General features: G+C 26.4%; 15 protein-coding genes. 9 read left to right on the top strand and 6 right to left on the bottom strand.

The window, feature by feature from the left end:
* Nucleotides 1–164: 164 nt before the first annotated feature.
* The 3 genes from FHS04_RS04360 to FHS04_RS14400 all read right to left on the bottom strand — a co-directional run bounded on the left by FHS04_RS04360 (nucleotide 165) and on the right by FHS04_RS14400 (nucleotide 4406).
* The gene (locus tag FHS04_RS04360; protein ID WP_106680352.1) at nucleotides 165–2369 is read right to left on the bottom strand and encodes a prolyl oligopeptidase family serine peptidase; all 2205 of its coding nucleotides are present in this window, start codon (nucleotides 2367–2369) and stop codon (nucleotides 165–167) included.
* Between the two features lie 83 nt (nucleotides 2370–2452).
* Entirely contained in the window at nucleotides 2453–2638 is a 186-nt protein-coding gene (locus FHS04_RS04355; RefSeq protein WP_106680354.1) for a hypothetical protein, read from the bottom strand.
* Nucleotides 2639–2732: 94 nt separating this feature from the next.
* Nucleotides 2733–4406: a helix-turn-helix transcriptional regulator gene (locus tag FHS04_RS14400; RefSeq protein WP_106680356.1), complete on the bottom strand. Its 1674-nt coding sequence runs from the start codon at nucleotides 4404–4406 to the stop codon at nucleotides 2733–2735.
* Between the two features lie 302 nt (nucleotides 4407–4708).
* On the opposite strand from FHS04_RS14400, the gene FHS04_RS04345 reads away from it, so the two are divergent.
* From FHS04_RS04345 to FHS04_RS04305, 9 genes are all read left to right on the top strand, one after another.
* Nucleotides 4709–4858, top strand: a complete 150-nt coding sequence (locus FHS04_RS04345; RefSeq protein ID WP_183408364.1) for a hypothetical protein — start codon at nucleotides 4709–4711, stop codon at nucleotides 4856–4858.
* A gap of 43 nt (nucleotides 4859–4901) precedes the next feature.
* A complete protein-coding gene (locus FHS04_RS04340) occupies nucleotides 4902–5657 on the top strand; it encodes a CPBP family intramembrane glutamic endopeptidase (protein WP_106680360.1) in 756 nt (251 codons plus the stop codon).
* Entirely contained in the window at nucleotides 5650–6774 is a 1125-nt protein-coding gene (locus FHS04_RS04335) for a hypothetical protein (RefSeq protein ID WP_106680362.1), read from the top strand. The genes FHS04_RS04340 and FHS04_RS04335 overlap by 8 nt, the downstream gene beginning before the upstream one ends.
* A 70-nt stretch (nucleotides 6775–6844) precedes the next feature.
* Nucleotides 6845–8125, top strand: coding sequence for an amidohydrolase family protein (locus FHS04_RS04330; protein WP_106680364.1), 1281 nt, complete (start codon nucleotides 6845–6847; stop codon nucleotides 8123–8125).
* A gap of 16 nt (nucleotides 8126–8141) precedes the next feature.
* Nucleotides 8142–10334 (top strand): peptidase domain-containing ABC transporter, encoded by a 2193-nt coding sequence (locus FHS04_RS04325; protein WP_106680366.1) that lies wholly within the window; start codon nucleotides 8142–8144, stop codon nucleotides 10332–10334.
* Nucleotides 10335–10336: 2 nt separating this feature from the next.
* A complete protein-coding gene (locus tag FHS04_RS04320) occupies nucleotides 10337–11629 on the top strand; it encodes an HlyD family secretion protein (RefSeq protein WP_106680368.1) in 1293 nt (430 codons plus the stop codon).
* The gene (locus FHS04_RS04315; RefSeq protein WP_146131309.1) at nucleotides 11630–12787 is read left to right on the top strand and encodes a hypothetical protein; all 1158 of its coding nucleotides are present in this window, start codon (nucleotides 11630–11632) and stop codon (nucleotides 12785–12787) included.
* Nucleotides 12778–13629, top strand: a complete 852-nt coding sequence (locus FHS04_RS04310; protein WP_106680371.1) for a tetratricopeptide repeat protein — start codon at nucleotides 12778–12780, stop codon at nucleotides 13627–13629. Before FHS04_RS04315 ends, FHS04_RS04310 begins: the two co-directional genes overlap by 10 nt.
* 860 nt (nucleotides 13630–14489) lie before the next feature.
* Nucleotides 14490–14987, top strand: coding sequence for a CAP domain-containing protein (locus tag FHS04_RS04305; RefSeq protein WP_106680373.1), 498 nt, complete (start codon nucleotides 14490–14492; stop codon nucleotides 14985–14987).
* 2 nt (nucleotides 14988–14989) lie between these two features.
* On the opposite strand, the gene FHS04_RS04300 is transcribed toward FHS04_RS04305, so the two are convergent.
* Genes FHS04_RS04300 through FHS04_RS04290 form a run of 3 tightly spaced genes read right to left on the bottom strand, consistent with a single transcriptional unit; the run spans nucleotide 14990 to nucleotide 17111 of the window.
* Nucleotides 14990–15499 carry a hypothetical protein gene (locus tag FHS04_RS04300; RefSeq protein ID WP_106680375.1) on the bottom strand — a complete coding sequence of 170 codons (510 nt, stop codon included), beginning with the start codon at nucleotides 15497–15499 and terminating at the stop codon, nucleotides 14990–14992.
* A gap of 48 nt (nucleotides 15500–15547) precedes the next feature.
* On the bottom strand, nucleotides 15548–16318 hold the full coding sequence (locus FHS04_RS04295) for a hypothetical protein (protein WP_106680377.1): 771 nt from the start codon (nucleotides 16316–16318) through the stop codon (nucleotides 15548–15550).
* A complete protein-coding gene (locus tag FHS04_RS04290) occupies nucleotides 16302–17111 on the bottom strand; it encodes a hypothetical protein (protein ID WP_146131310.1) in 810 nt (269 codons plus the stop codon). The genes FHS04_RS04295 and FHS04_RS04290 overlap by 17 nt, the downstream gene beginning before the upstream one ends.
* Between the last annotated feature and the right edge of the window lie 167 nt (nucleotides 17112–17278).

The raw sequence follows: 17278 nt of genomic DNA, 5'->3' as shown, positions 1-17278 counted from the left end.
ACTACAATGTATCGGGTTAATTTTTGCTCCCCTTAAGGACTTATTATCGAACCAATATAGTTTGATTATCAGTGAGTTACATGTGTTTTAAACCTTTCTTGAACATCGAACCAAACCGTTTTTTGTTTTTCTACTCGCTTTGATTTCTTGGGAGGGAGCAAAACTTATTTAATAGGAATTAATTGATAATCCGGATGTCCTGTTTGCCAAAATAAGAAAGAGAAAACATTACCCCATTCTTCATACATCTTTTTGTCTGAACTACCAGAGTGACCAGTATTAAAATCTGCATATAATAAAACAGGTTTTTTAAGCTTATTACTGTTTTGAAGTCTAGCAGCGAATTTACCACTTTCCCAAGGAACAACTCTTGGGTCGTTCATTCCTACTGTTAGGTAGGTTGCAGGATAATCAACACTGTCTTCAATATGTAGATAAGCATCCATTTCGATTAATGCCTTACATTCAACTGAATCTTTAACATTTCCAAATTCCCTAATATTTGATCCACCAGCGTTTGGTTGTACCTCCATTCTTATGGGATTAAGCACTCCTGCTTCAGATATAACCACAGAAAACAAATCTGGTCGTTCTGTCATTGCTCTTCCAACCATAATACCACCTGCACTTCCACTATAAATAGCTGTCTTTTCTTTAGAAGTGAAGTTATTATTTATCAAATATTCTGTACATGCAATTAAATCTTTCCATGTATTTGATTTGGTTGTTTTAAATCCTCCTTTACGCCATTCCTCACCTTTTTCTCCTCCGCCTCTAACATGCGGCACACATAAAATACCTCCTTCATTTATGAACTGTAAGAAAATTGGAGAGAAAAAAGGACTAATTCCATCTCCATATGCTCCATAACCAAAGAGAAGTAAAGGATTTTTTCCGTTTTTATTAATGTTCTTATCGTAAATAATAGATAGAGGAACTAGTACTCCATCATATGAAGGCACACTAATTTCTTCTACAATAATATTTTTAAATTCTGGATATTCAATTTTATCTGTTAAATAATCCTCTTTAAATGTATTTGTGTTTGAATCATATTTATAACGTTCGTAAGAGCTAGTCCATCCACTTATTGTTACCCATAAGTCATCATAATTAATAGATTTATGAGACAAACTGATGCTTCCAGCTTTCTTAGGTAATTCAATTTTTTTAGTATTATCACTTGAAATCTCATATAAAAAAGACTCGATCCCATATTTACTAGTTGCTAGATAAATAGCATTTTTATTAACCCTAAAAGTCTCAATAACTTCATTATCCTTTTCTTCAAATAAAACCTTAGGATTATCAAAATTTAAATCATTAACATTTACTGAAGCTAATTTAAAATTATCAGCTTTATTACCAGACATAAAAATAAAATCTCCTTCTACAAAAAGACCTCTGCTTGTTTTAACCTTGTCTTCTTTTTTGTATAAAGGCTTCCAATTTAATTTACCGCTCTTAATATCATTTATTTTTGCATAATAAGCGTCCCAAAAATTATCTACACCAGAAAGATACCCTATAAGATATTTGTCATTTGAAGAGTTAATACTAGTTGTAGGATGCTCAGTAGCTAAGATATTTAATTCTGGGTGTGTTCTATTTCCAAATATATAATTCAATTTTTTAGCGTCTTGTCCTAAAGTATATAGAACAGATTGATTATTCTTTTTAAAATCTATGCTATTTGAATCTGAATTTGGGAAATATAAATAGGTAAAACCACTGCTATCTGGTAACCAATTAATCCCTAAGTAAGAAGATGGCCATGCATTTTCTAACACAACAGGAAGTTGTTTTTTAGTATTAATATCAATAATTATTAATTCAGACAGCTCTTTACCTGAATAGGATAATGAAACCACTATATATTTTTCATCCCAACTTGGTTTAATATAATTAATCTCATATTCATTATTTGTTGATTCTTTATATGTTCTAGGATCAAATAGTAATGTTTCCTCAGGGTCATTTTCTCTTTTAAAAAACAGTCTGTAGAAATCTTTGTCTATATTTTTTTTTAAATAGTATCTGTTGTTATTTTCTGTTAAATGGTGTCTTCTTATTAAGAATGATTTTCTATTATCAAGCTCATAAGTTTTTTTGATAAAAGAATCTCTTCCTTTAATTCTATTTAAAAAGCTTTGACTATATTTCGTTTGAGATTTATACCAATTAGTAATTGTAGAATCCTTAACGGTTTCAAGATTTCTGTATGGATCCACAACAATTTTACCAAAATAATTATTTTTAGCTGTAACTCCTTGTATTGATGGTGGATTGTAAATTATTACTTGCTTCTCTGTTTTTTTACATCCAAAAAATGCTTGCGAAAGCAATAAAAATAGTAGCGCTTTTTTCATTTTATAAAGCTATTAAAAAAACTTTTACAGATTAAACAGATTGTTTAAAATGTAAAAGTTTTATAAAGTGTAGAAATATTATTTTAATTTCCATCACCTTCTACATGACCTCCTTGTGTAGGTACTTTTAAACCTTTCTTTTCGATATCATCATCATCGCCATCACCGTTACCGTTACCATCAGTTGTTCCCCCAAATATTAAATTTAAATTTTTAAAAGAATAGTTTCTAAATTGATCTATGTTCTTTTTTTCGATTCTTTTTTCCATTGTTAAATTGTTTTGTGTTAATATTTGAGTAAATCTATATCAAACTTTAATTTAATAAAAAACATAATAAGATGTTTAAGTCGTAATTTATAAATTACGACTTATTTAACTCTTTAACAAAATAAGATGGGTAAATACCTTTTTCCTTATAAAAAGCTTTGGAAAATGACTCTGCCGTATTAAAACCAACTTCTCTGGCAATTGCCTGTATAGTATAATTTCTAAATTTAGGATTGCCTTTTAGCTCATTAATAGCATAACTGATTCTTAATCTATTCAAATAACTTGAAAAAGAAACACCTTTATATGTATTAATAATTTTTGATAAGTAAGAAGTATTTGTATTTAGAGACTTAGAAACTTTATTTAATGTCAATCCATTTTCAATAAATCTTTTATTTTTTTCAAACAATTCTAACCCTTCCAAAACCTCAGTAATTATATCATCTGAAATATTTAAATCATAAATATTTGCTTTTTCATCCTCATTGTGACTTTCAGAGACCATATTTTCCTTCATTATGGCTTCGAACCTTATTTTATATTTTTTTTGATCTTTATAAAACTTGACAACTAAAATAACCGCTAAAAGAATGAATAAAACCAAAATAGAATAGATGAAATTTCTTTTAGTCTTATTGTTTTTGATAGTTAATTCTAATTTAAGTTTTTCCTCTTTAAGCTTAGGAATATCATAATTTTTAATAATCTCTGTTTCTGTATAATTGTGATTTAAATCAAGTATACTATCTATCGTTATTAACTTTTTAAGATTAATTAATTGGGACTTCTCCTCATCATTAATAGAGTAATAATTATAAAGTGATTTATATACATCTCTTAACTCTATAAATGGATTTTTGGTAATCTGATATAAAGAATCTACTTTTTTAAAATTTAAAATTGATTTATCAAAATCAATTTCTTGATAGACTTTAGCCATATAATAATAACACATTGCTAGTCTATTTAAATCTTTAATTCTGGGTTCTAATTTATTTAAACTATCTAAAGCTTTTTTATGATTGTTTTTATAGAAAAAACATATACCACTTGTTAATAGAAATCGATTATATCTTGTTAAATCCTCAACCCTTTTACTTTCTAATAAACCTTCTTTTGTATAAATTAATGCTGAATCTACTTGTTTGCCTCTTAGGTAACTTTTAGAGAGGTCATCTAAGGCTATTAAATAGTCTTCAATATAGACTTGTTTATAATCTTTCTGATTTTTAATAAAATTTAACTGACTTTTGAAAATTTTTAACGCCTCTCTATAATCACCAAAATTATATTTTAAACCACCTATAAATTGTTTTATTTCTATTTGTTGTTTAAAATTATCATTAAAAACTGCGTGCTTGTCTGCCTCTAAATATTGATCTAATGCCTTTTTATCATAACCTTCGTTGTATAAATAAAACCCCTTAATCATAAACCCTAAAGCAGGGTAATAGTAATTCCTCTGGTCAATTGTCAAGTTTATTATACTATCAGAATACATTATTGCTTCTTCAAAATCACTTTTATAAGATTTAAACAGATACCCTTCTGCCATTTTAATTGTATCTAACTCATTTTTTGCTTTATTTAAAAATTGATTTGAGTAAATATTTGCTATAGAATCATTTTCAAATTCTTTAAAAAAACCCGACTTAAGCTCTTTATAACTTAAATCTTGTACTGAAGCTTTTTTGTTATTTTGACTGTATCCTTCACAAATAAAAAAAGAAAAAATAGTCGCAAGTATTAATATATTCTTTATCACAATTATTAGATATTATTTAAAATCGAAATTTACGAATTAAGACTCGAATTTTATAAATAACGACAAAATACGTTTTTTCTTACCAAAAGTATTGATTTAGTTTACCTCGAAAAATCAACGCATTTAATCATTTTTTTAATCTATTATGCTAGCTAATAGGTTTTTAATTAAAACATTGCATTGTAGGCGGAAACTGAAAAGTCTAAATAGAGTAAGTATAAATTTTAAATTATATATTTATGAGTAAATTATCATTAGATGCTCTTAAAGAGAGAGCAAATGTAGTTGCATCAGAGGAATTATTGAATTCAATTTCTGGAGGAACAGAAAATTCTTGTCATGACGAACCAGAAGAAAGTACAGCTTGTGAGGAATGTCAAGAGACTGTAGTAACGACTCAAGGAAGTTGGCAAACTGGAACTTATGGCTGGTGGCATATCTTATTTCATTAATCATTGGGGGCATCATTTAATGCCCCTATTTTAACTTTCACATATGAAAGCACGAGAAATAATATTAGTAATATTTGTTTTTTTCCTATTTGTAATCACTTCCATTGGTATTGGATTTTTTTTCAAAAGTCTTAATTATGATGGGGCGTTTTACATTAACATGGAAATCACATTTCTGATTTTTATTTTTATCCTGATCAAAAAATGGAAAATAGATATAATAGAAAAAATAAAGAAAGTATCATTTATAAGATCTATTCAAATTTCTATTCTATCAATGATATTGTTGTTACTTTACCCGGTCATTAATCTACCTAATTTAATTACCTCTATTTCAGATTTTAAAATAGGCATTATGGAACCCGAAATATTTCATTTTGAAACTCACGAACAAATTCCAATTAATCAATATTATTACATAACTAGGTTAGTTTTAATATCTCCTATATTAGAAGAACTTTTTTATAGAGGTATACTTTACTCTAAAATAAGACTAAATGCTTCAGGAAAGACTTCTATTATTATATCAAGCCTTTTGTTTGGTTTAAGTCATCCAGGATCAGAGCAATTCTTTGTTACATTCATTGGTGGGCTTATTTTAGGTGTTTTATATGAAAAGAATAAAAATTTATTAGAATGTATTTTACTTCATATTTTCATGAATACACTTACCTTATTTTTTAAAATCAATTATACAACGGAAAATCATTTCCTAATATGCCTTATTTACTTAACCTTGATAATAGGTGGTATTTTCATATTAAAAAATTACATACTAAAAGTTAAGCCAAATGAATAATTCGCTTTCAAAGAATAAAACCTCAATTATTAATACTATTAAACTTTTAATATATGAACACAACCCTACTATATTAGAAAAAATTGATTTTAATAACGATGAAATTTTTTTAGAACCTATATTATTTTCATTCTTTAATAATACTAAAATAAATAAGGAATCTATCTTTGAAATTCTTCAGGGATATATTATAAAAAAGCAAAATTTATTAATAGAAAACTTTTTTAATAAAAATCAAATAGCCTACATACCAAAAATTGGTTATTTCAAAAAAGGAATTGAAGAAATTTATGAGTCTATTTTAAAAAAAGGAGATTTTGAAATAGTAAAAGAAATCCACTCTACACAAGAGAAATACTTTGTAGAGTTTTACAAAGGACATATTTTGAATCAAAACCCAGACCACAATTCTGTTTGGGAAGAGCACTATGAAGATCTATTTAAAGCTATCGATATTATAGAAAAACACCTTCCAAAATTTTATAAGCAATTAACATTTGCTAATAAAAAAATATATCTTCATGATAATCCTAAAATATTAAATTTTACCACTATAGAAACTTTAGGAATGCTTTACTTTTATGTTATTGGTAATAATAATCTCATATATTTTATAGAAGAACTGTTACATCAAGGTTCCCATAACTACTTATACTATATTATACATAATAGAAAAGACTACTTTAAGGTAGATGTTGACAATCTAGTCATGCGAGACTTTACAAAACAGCAATGGGATTATAGAACAATTTATGGAGCATTTCATGGTTTATTTACAGTTACACAGCGTGTAGAGTTTTTTGATAAACTATTAGTCCAAAATGTATTTTCTGGTAGAGAAAAACATGAATTATTAGGAAGGTTAACAGATCAATTTTCACGATTTAGAACAGGATTAGAGTTATTGGACTTCGATCAGGTTTACACAAAAAAAGGAATCGAATTTTATAATGAATTAGACACTAAATGTGAATTCATTTTACAGAAATATCGAAAACTAAAAGATGAATTTGATTTAAGTAATAGAGATTTAGATTTCAGATATGAGGATTTTTGTAAGTTGAACCCTTTTGAAGAATTTTTGAAAAAAGATAAAGATGGACAATTTAACTTTTGATGCAAAAGGTTGAGAAAAATCAAATATGTTTATTTTAAAATTCTATGCTGACTCATAAAGAAACAAACTAATGAAACAATTTATAATACTAATACTTTTCATTGTATTCTCAACCCAACTATCTTGTGCACAAAAGCCTTATGATGTTGATTACTTATTTATGAATGCTTCTGTAATTACTATGAATGATAATGAGGTATTAGTAGACAAGAATATTTTAATAAATGATGGAAAAATAGTTGAAGTATCCAATAAAAATCCAAACCTAATTAAAGCTAAACATAGGATAGATTTAGATGGTAAATATATTATGCCTTCTTTATCTGATGCTCATATACATTTACCTGTAGACAAAAATGATTTAGAAAAGTTCTTAACGTTAAACCTGATTAATGGTGTAACTAAATTACGATCAATGCGAGGTGATTGGAATCATTTAAAATGGCGTGAGGAATACAATACAGAAACCTCCATTTATCCTAAACTCTATTTATCTGCTCCACCAATATCTAGGAAATATGATTTTACTATAGAACAACTACAGAGTTTCATTAAAAAAGCAAAAAAATTTGACTTTATTAAGGTTTTAAGTATCAAAGATGAAACACTTTTTAAGTCATTAGACAGTTTATGTAAGATTAATGATATTTCAATAGGAGGTCATTTTCCTAGTAACATATCGGATGACATTTTATTCCAATCAAATTACACATCATTTGAACATTTAGGAAAATTATCTAAACTATCAGAATCTGTAGAAGGTAGGATTCGAGAGATTAAAAAGAATAACATTTTTATTTGTCCTACATTAAGTTGGTATAGTGTAGGCTCTGGTAGATACAGCTATGAAGAATTACGAAATCAACCAGGCATACAATATATTTCTAAAGAAACCATTAATGAATGGATTGAAAAAACAAAGCAATACAGAGAAAAGTTAGGAAATGAAGCTTATAAAGAAGAAGTTGCTAACGAATTAAAAAAGTTGGAGAATAAATATCAAATTATAAAACAACTTAATAAACTAGGCGTAAAAATGCTTTTAAGCCCTGATAGTTCATCTAAATATATGGTTACTGGTTTTGGTCTTGTTGGTGAAATGGAATTATTAAAAAACGCTAATTTAAGCAACTATGACATATTAAGAATTGCTACAGTTAATTTTGCAGATTTCTTTAATGAAGATTATGGAATAATAGAAGAAGGTAAAGATGCTGATTTTATAATTTTAAACGACAATCCATTAAACAACCTTAACACCTTAAAATCTATTGAGGGACTTTTTTTTAACACAAACTATTTAGATAAAGTCCAATTAGACAATTTATCTAAATCAATACAACCTAAATAGATATAAATACAGTCTTATGTCAAAAAAAAAGTTTCCATTTTATAGACAACTGGATTACCGTGATTGTGGTCCTACATGCTTAAGGATGATTGCAAAATTCCATGGAAAGAGCTTTTCGAGAGAATTTTTAAGAGACAAAGCAAGTATAACTAGGCAAGGTGTTACAATGGCTGGAATTGCTGATGCAGCAGAGATTATAGAAATGCGTACTTTAGGAATACGAATTTCACTTGACAGTTTAGTATCGGAAGCTCCTACTCCATTTATAGTTTCGTGGAGACAAAAACACTTTGTTGTAGTATATAAAACTAGTAAAACAAAAATCTTTGTTGCTGATCCTGCTCATGGTTTGGTTGAGTATACACATAAAGACTTTCATGAAGCTTGGACTAATAGTTCAGATGGAAATGGGTTTGCATTGCTATTAGAACCAAATACTAACTTTTACAATTTAGAAGAAGACAAGTCAAAAAAGAAAGGCTTCTCGTTTTTGATACCTTACATCAAACCCTATAAAAAATTAATTTCACAACTTTTTTTAGGACTTCTCGTAGGAATAGTAATTCAATTTATTACTCCTTTTTTGATGCAATCAATTGTCGATACTGGAGTTAACACTCAAAATATTCCATTCATTTATTTAATACTTATCGCGCAGTTAGTGTTATTTATTTCTCAAACATTAGTTAGAGTTTTTAGGGAGTGGTTATTAATACATATAACCAATAGAGTACACATAAAAATGATTTCGGATTTTTTATTTAAAATGTTAAAGCTTCCTATCACTTTTTTTGAAACAAGGAATACTGGAGAACATCTACAAAGAATACAAGATCATGCAAGAATACAGAACTTTGTTTCATCTTCTACATTTGGAATGGTGTACTCTATTTTGTTATTTATAGTATTTAGTTTTGTACTTGCTTATTATAATTCAAAAATATTTTTAGTTTTTTTCATAGGTGCCATTTTGTATGTTGCCTGGACATTTTTCTTCTTAAAAAAAAGAGCTGAATTAGATTTTAAACGTTTTGATGAAAACTCACAAAGTCAGACATCCTTAGTACAAATAATTAATGGAGTTAAAGAAATTAAAATAAATAACTCGCAAAGAAAAAACAGATGGAAATGGGAACAGATTCAAATTAGCTTATTCAAGACTTCTATTAGCTCCCTTGCTCTTGCTCAATATCAATCAATTGGCTCTGGATTTATTAATGAATTAAAAAATATTGTAATAACCTTTCTATCAGCAACTGCTGTAGTGAATGGAGACATAACACTTGGTATGATGTTATCCATTCAATATATTGTTGGACAATTAAATTCTCCATTAAGTAGCTTTATTGGATTTATTCAAGTTTGGCAAGATGCTAAAATAAGTTTAGAAAGATTGATGCAAGTTCACACAAAAAAAGACGAAGATGAATTAAAAGATAACAAAGTGAAAGATCTCCCTAGTAATAGAAGTATTGTTATTAAAGATTTATCTTTTCGCTATGGAGGAAAATCTACTCCATTCGTACTTAAAAATATTAATTGCACATTACACGAAGGAAAAACAACAGCTATAGTTGGAGCTAGTGGAAGTGGTAAAACAACTCTTCTTAAATTACTATTAAAGTTTCATAAACCAACAGAAGGAAACATTCATATTGGAAGTGATAATTTAAACAATATTCATAATGATTTTTGGCGTATGAATTGTGGAGCAGTGATGCAAGACACTTTTATTTTTAATGATACTATTGCCGGAAATATTTCAGAATCTGAACAAAATGAAATAATTGATAGAGACAAATTAAAAAGAGCTTCATATATTTCTAATATTGAAGAATTCATTGACAGATTACCCAATAAATATAATACAGAATTAGGTACTTCAGGAATCAGATTAAGTGGAGGGCAAGAGCAACGTTTGATGATTGCAAGAGCTGTATACAAAAACCCGTCCTTTGTGTTTTTTGATGAAGCGACAAGTTCACTAGACGCAAATAACGAACGGGTGATAATGGAGAAACTAAATGATTTTATCAAAAACAGAACTTCAGTAATTGTTGCACATCGATTAAGTACAGTTAAAAATGCTGACAATATAATTGTTCTTGAAAACGGTGAAATTGTTGAACAAGGTAACCATGAAAAGCTTACAGCCAAAAAAGGAAAATATTATGAATTAGTTAAAAATCAATTAGAGTTAGGTAAATAAGTATGAAAGAGTTAAATGAAGAGTTAAATATTTACAGCGAAGAAGTTAAAGATGTACTTTCTAAGCCTCCTAAAATTATATTTAGATGGGGTAATACTATGCTATTTGGTTTTATTTGTATCATACTCTTTCTTTCATGGTTAATAAAATACCCTGATACCGTTTCAGCTCAAGCATTATTAACAACAGAAATACCTCCTCAAAAAGAATATGCTAGAGTTACAGGTAAGATTGATTCTATCTTTGTTGAAAATTTTCAAGAAGTAAAAAAAGAAACACCACTAGCTTTAATAGAGAACACTGCTAATTATAAAGATATTGTTTATTTAAAATCAATTTTAGATACTTTAGAAGTAGACCAATCATCTTTTTACTTTCCACTAGAAGAATTACCAATGCTCTTTTTGGGTGATTTAGAAGATGAGTTTACTTTATTTGAGAATAATTATATTCAATATGAATTAAATAAAGAATCTCAATCCTTTTTAAGTAGTGATTTAGCAAACAAATACACATTATCGCAACTAAATCATAGACTTAGCACCTTATATAATCAAAGAGATTTAAACAAGGAAGAACTAATTTTCAAGAAAAAAGATTTAGAAAGAAATGAAAAGTTATTTGAAAAAGGGGTTATTTCTGCACAAGAGATAGAGAACAAGAAACTCGAATATATTCAAGCAGAAAGAAATTACAAGAATATGAGTGTGTCAATTTCACAAATTAAAGAAAATATAAGTAATACTAAAAACGTAAAAAAACAAAATTTAATAGACAATAAAAGACAAGAAGTAAATTTACTTAAAAGTGTTATTCAATCTTTAGACCAATTGAAAAGAGCAATTAAAGAATGGGAGTTAAGATATTTATTTAAATCAAATATAAAAGGGGAAGTGTCATTTATGAAAATATGGAATAAGAATCAAACCATAAATAATGGAGATTTTGTTTTTACAATTATACCAAAAAACTATTTGTCATATATATGTAAGGTTCGAGCACCTGTTCTTAATTCAGGAAAAGTAAAAGTTGGACAGTCTGTAAATATTAAACTAAGTAGTTATCCTGATAATGAATTTGGAGTACTTAAAGGCTCTATAAAAGACATTTCATTAGTGCCTAATAATGAGGGATTATATCTCATAGATGTTGAGTTACCTAAAAAATTAATTACTACTCATGGTAAAAAGATAGATTTTAAGCAAGAAATGCAAGGAGTAGCTGAAATTATCACCGAAGATTTAAGGCTTATTGAAAGGATATTTTACAAATTCAAAGAAATTTTCAAACAATAAATGAAATCAATACTTAAGTCCATTTTTCTTTTCGTTTTACTATCAAGTTGTACTAATAAATATAATAATACAACAACAATTTATATTGGGTCTTACAGGATAATAGATCAATTGATTCCATACCCTTATATCATAAAACAAAATCAAGACTCAATATTTTTATATAATCATAAAGGTCTTATAGTTGACAAAATTATTAGCAGCAAAATTAAAAAACATAAAACCGTTGAATTTAAAGAAAAACATTTCAAAATTCTAAATAAAAAAAATGATAGTTTTTACGCTTTTGACTTGTTGGATTCGTTAAATTTTAGACCATTTAAAAATGGTCTTCCAAATCATAAAAACAGTGCTAAATTTATACAAGTTCAATCTAATATAGATATTGGGACATTTCAAAATGATTTTAAAAATTCTGTTTGGGAATACAAAGTTGTTGAAGATGAAAACAGCAATCCTAATAAGGATTTAGAACTAAAACAAACTATTAAATTTAATGATAGTAATGTAAATATCCTAACAAACTATTATTATCAAGGAATCAAAACCATATCTGAAAGCGAAATAAAAGAATATAATATTTTCAAAATTGATGATGTTTATTTCTTATCCTATCAAAAAGAAGTCAACAACCCCCAAACTATATATCAAATTGTTAACTATAATTCTAGTGTTATAACCTTAAGAGACTATTCTTCTAGGGAAGTTAAAGACATCTCTTTTAATAAAACACAAGTAAACAGTGAAGACTATAATCAATTAATAAACGAATCTACATATTATTCAAACTGCTTTGATGGTTATCAAGGAGAGTATTATTATGGTGAAGATGTAACCTTTAATAAAGGAAATGAATATTTAATGGATTATCTTTCTAAAGATGCTCCTATTAGTGATGCTAAATCAGGTTATATTATTATTCATTTTAATATTAATTGTAAAGGAAATGTTGGACGTTTTGGTTTAATACAAATGGATAAAGAGTTTAAAAAAACAGCTTTCTCAAATACACTAATAAAACATTTACTTAACAAAGTAAGAACACTTAACGATTTTCCTTCTTCAAACTCTCAAATGGAATGGCTGTATTATAAGGACGTTCATGCTTTTCTAATGTTTAAACTTCATAATGGAAAAATTATAGATCTATGTCCTTAAAAAAAGTAAACTCTTATACATTAATCTTGTTGATATTTTCATCATGTACTAATTTACAAAACAAAGATATTTCCAATTTAGATGCAAAAGAACGTGAAGCTTTAGCTAAGCATTATAATGAATCATCAAACTACTTTTTACAGCCTTCAGAACTCTACAGGCAATATAAAGACTCTGCTCTATTAGTTGAACCAAACAATGTTGATTATAGGCAAAGACTTTCATATTCATACAAAAAAGTTGGAGAGCATATTAAAGCCATGAAGGTTTTGAATAAAGCTGTTGAAATTGATACTGCAAATGGAAAAGTAGATGTTTTAGAATATAGAGCTTGGACACTTCTTTATTATTACAGGGATTATGACGGTGTTGTTAGAGATGTTGATTTAATAAAAAAAATAACAGGGAATGTTTACAATACATGTTGGGGAGAACCTTGTGATTTTCAAAAAGGACAAGCTTTATATAAACTTGGTAAATTTGATGATGCAATAAAAACTTTTAACCTTGTAAATATTGAAGAAGATAAACTGGGCTTTAACATTAATGATAATTACATGATTTTCTTCTATATAGGCAGATGTTATTTCAAAATGAAAAAATATAATAAAGCGATTGAGTATTTTAAAAAATCTATTGCTTCGGTTGACAAGTTTCCTGAAGCATATTATCAACTAGGGCTGGTATACAAATCACTTGGCGATAAAAAGAAAGCTATAGAGAATTTTAAATTGGCAGAGCAATACATTGACTATAAAATGAATGAACCTTATGTAGAACGCTTTGATGAAGTTTTTCTTTATATGATTAAAAAAGAATTAAAAAACACTAATAATCTTTAATTCTTTTTTGATATTTTTCTGTGAAGAAGCCTAAAATTACTAACTATTCTTTAGTTAGTAATTTATTTTATTAGATTTAAATCTTATTTCCTTTACTTCACTTTTCTCTAGAGCCCTAATTTTTTTTATAGTGTTATCATAAATAAAAAAATAATCTATCGTATTTCCTATATAAAAACCTTTAAAATTACTTTGCTTTTCTCTTAAAAGATAACTATTATCGTTAAGTATAATGTCAAGCTATACTTACGATTTTTAACTCGTTTAGCATCATCTTTAGCAAAAATAAATGTAAATAAAAGAAAAAGACATAAATAGATGAAAATTAAAAAATCAAATGTTTTAAATTAACAAAAACCTAAGTAATTTACTAACAATGCTAAAAAGAAAAGACAAATTAGAATTTTAAAATCTATGTTGAAAAAAAATAATATAAAAAATAGCAATATAGATTCAACTAAGCTCACTATCAAAAATATACTATTCCATTTTAACTTACCTTTTTTTTTCTTAAAAGAAAAAAGGTTGATGATAAATAATATACAAAGCCAGACTATAATAGTAATCATTATCTTGTTTTTCTCATAAAATATTTTAAAGAAATCTAATGAGTTAAAATAAATAAAGTAATCTACATCAAATTGTGAATAAAAAGTATTTAAATAATTTATCGAATGTAATACCATTTTTAATTTGATAATCTTTATCCCACCATTTTTTAAAGGTCTTGAAATGTATTTTTATTTTACTCATAGAGTTAAAACAATTTTTAACGTTTATTTACAATACTAACACCCACTTATTACTCCACATTTAGAAATTAAAGTTTATCACTTGATATTTATTGTAAATCAATAATTATGTTAGTCATAAACAAAAAAATCAGTAATTTATTTTTAATGGTTTTTATCTTGTTAGTATCGTGTTCAACAGATGAAATTAATAACAGTTCTGACATCGATTTATCTTTAGTCAATGAAAACAACTGGATAATGTCTAATAATATTTTAAATTATATTAATGATTATAGACTGCAAAACGATTTAAATCTATTAATTAAAGATAGTTCTTATGCAACTGCTTATGCTGTTAGTCATAGCAAATATATGATTGAAACACAATCTGTTAATCATAATAATTTTTTTGTAAGAAGTAATGGTTTAAAAAACAGAGGAGCTATTAAAGTAAGTGAAAATGTAGCTTATGGCTATACTTCTGCGCAATCTGTTGTAAATGCTTGGTTAAATAGTCAAGAACATAAAGAAATAATAGAAGGAGATTTTACTAATATTGGCTTTGGAGTTATTAAATCTGAGTTAAATAATAAATACTATTTCACAACTATTTACTACAAATAAATCTAATAAACATAATCTAATTTTCTATATACTTTATCTACAATAGGGACTCTATCTTTTTCTGTTAAATTGTTTAACCTTTGTTTACAAATAATAGTATCAATAATTTTTAAAATAGAACCATGCGCACAATTCATGAATATGAGCGCCATTTTAATCTTATTGTTAGTTTTTGGAAATACTTTTTTACCTAATTTGTAACCAGTTATTGGAATTTTATATAAAAGTAATTGATAAAAAGAATGCTTTAATACTAAGTGCCATGAAACATAAAAACCATCAAGCCTAGATGATGCATATAAATAATAATCATAGTTTCTCCAAGTTACTTTTAAATAAAAACGTTTAGAAGACATTATCTTACTTTTACTAAAAGAAGTTAAACTAACACTCAAATCTTTATATCCATGGTGTTGAAGTGCTTCAATAAATTCGTTATAAAAATCTATTGAAGAATAGTCTAATTTTTTAATTATGACACTCCATTTAGAGTGGTTGTTTTTTATTTTCAATTTTAGGAGTAATCTGATTTAAGTAATGGAAAACTTTTCAATATCAATTTACATTGAAGCTTTGGACAAATAATCTAATTCTAACTTAGAATAGAACCTTAATAATTGAAGATAGATTGATAATTTTTTTTCTTTATAAGAATAATTTTTAAATGAATTAATAGATATCATATTTACAGAAACTTCATAAACATGAATTTCAAAATCTACATGTAATTCATCTTTTATTTTTAATACCCCAAACTGAATCGCCTTTTTTAATGCGTTAAACCAATCATTAACTTGCAACTTTATAAATAGTTTCTCTTGGTAAGTATTTACTTCCTCTGGTTCTAATTTTAACTTTCGTTCAATAGATTCATCATTATTACCTTCAAATTTTAGTCTTAAAAAAAACTTTTCTTCTTCCGAGAAGACGTCAGTACATAAGTTTTCTAACTTAGAAGTACAACTATTGTAAAAATCACTTACTAAATACCTAATTTCTTTATTTGAAACCTTTTCTTTAATTAATTTAGACATAATTTCTTCTTCAAAAAGTAAAGCTTCTTCTTTAACAAGATTATCTAAAAAGTCTTCTAATTTAATTATTTCTAATTCAAAACTTTTAATTACTACCTTATACCAAGATGTACAATTTAACTTAAGTTTTATACTATTAATGATTTTATAATATTGTTCAATTTCAATCTCTAAATATTTGACAATATCATAAGTTTTGTAACCATGTAATACTAACCTTATAAAGTAAATCTCTTTAGTGTTTAATAACCTTATTCCTCTTAGACTTTCTTTAAAGTCATCATAAACTGTTTGCATGGTTTATAAATTTCGAAAATTCTATATTTGTGTATAACTCCAATAATTCATTGTAGATTGATAGTTTTTTTTCTGTAAACGATAATCGCTTAATTGTTCTAATTCTTATTATTTTATTAGTACAGTTTATGACTTCTTTTTCTACATTTTCTAAGTGGTTTTTTGGGACATCTAATAAATTAAGTTTTAGTCCAATTTTAAAGGCATTAAACCAGTTATTAACTCTTAGTTTATTAAATACTAAAAACTTTAATTCTCTTAATTTTTCTTCAGATTTTCTAAGCTTAAGTTTTTCAAAAATTACCTTTGAGTTTATATTTTCATATTTCAAGTTCAAATATTGCAGTTCCTTTGTATTCAGTTTCTTATAATCAATTTCATTATAATAATTGTCTGTTAACTTTATTTCACATTCGTAATAAAATTCAATTATTCTATGTCTTAACTCTTCTATAGTTAAACTCAAATAAATAGGGGATACATATTTATTAAAAAGGATCTGTGTATGTTGTAAGGCAACATCTTTAACTAACTGATCGATGTAGTCTACTTTATAAAGTACTTTATCTTCAAAAGCTGATGAAATAATTTTAATCCAATCACTTGTATTGTATAATTCAGAAATAGATTTTCTTATTTTATAAATTTTACTTAAATCTAAATCTAAGAACTCACTTATCTCTTTATTGTTTAAACCATGGGTATACAATCTTAAATAAAATAGTTCTAAATGATTAAGAACAATATTACTATTAACACTATTTGTTTTTCTTAGATTAAAAGTTTTAGACATTTTAATTAAATTGTTTAAGGGAATATGCTTATTACAACTAAAATCTATAAACCCTTTAAACATTCAAATCACTGGGTAATAAACGTAAAAGATTAGAAACAAATGGTAAATCTTGATATAAAAAAAGGGCAATAATTTAATAATACCCTTTTCATTGATAACACAGT

This window comes from Mesoflavibacter zeaxanthinifaciens subsp. sabulilitoris, from assembly GCF_014191595.1.
Taxonomy (GTDB): Bacteria; Bacteroidota; Bacteroidia; order Flavobacteriales; family Flavobacteriaceae; genus Mesoflavibacter; species Mesoflavibacter zeaxanthinifaciens.
This window is presented reverse-complemented; position numbering and strand designations above follow the sequence as displayed.

Bases quoted from the DNA above. Each gene is read 5' to 3' on its own strand.
- FHS04_RS04360 (WP_106680352.1), bottom strand. From the start codon at position 2,369: ATGAAAAAAGCGCTACTATTTTTATTGCTTTCGCAAGCATTTTTTGGA.
- FHS04_RS04355 (WP_106680354.1), bottom strand. From the start codon at position 2,638: ATGGAAAAAAGAATCGAAAAAAAGAACATAGATCAATTTAGAAACTAT.
- FHS04_RS04340 (WP_106680360.1), top strand. From the start codon at position 4,902: ATGAAAGCACGAGAAATAATATTAGTAATATTTGTTTTTTTCCTATTT.
- FHS04_RS04335 (WP_106680362.1), top strand. From the start codon at position 5,650: ATGAATAATTCGCTTTCAAAGAATAAAACCTCAATTATTAATACTATT.
- FHS04_RS04330 (WP_106680364.1), top strand. From the start codon at position 6,845: ATGAAACAATTTATAATACTAATACTTTTCATTGTATTCTCAACCCAA.
- FHS04_RS04325 (WP_106680366.1), top strand. From the start codon at position 8,142: ATGTCAAAAAAAAAGTTTCCATTTTATAGACAACTGGATTACCGTGAT.
- FHS04_RS04320 (WP_106680368.1), top strand. From the start codon at position 10,337: ATGAAAGAGTTAAATGAAGAGTTAAATATTTACAGCGAAGAAGTTAAA.
- FHS04_RS04315 (WP_146131309.1), top strand. From the start codon at position 11,630: ATGAAATCAATACTTAAGTCCATTTTTCTTTTCGTTTTACTATCAAGT.
- FHS04_RS04310 (WP_106680371.1), top strand. From the start codon at position 12,778: ATGTCCTTAAAAAAAGTAAACTCTTATACATTAATCTTGTTGATATTT.
- FHS04_RS04305 (WP_106680373.1), top strand. From the start codon at position 14,490: ATGTTAGTCATAAACAAAAAAATCAGTAATTTATTTTTAATGGTTTTT.
- FHS04_RS04295 (WP_106680377.1), bottom strand. From the start codon at position 16,318: ATGCAAACAGTTTATGATGACTTTAAAGAAAGTCTAAGAGGAATAAGG.
- FHS04_RS04290 (WP_146131310.1), bottom strand. From the start codon at position 17,111: ATGTCTAAAACTTTTAATCTAAGAAAAACAAATAGTGTTAATAGTAAT.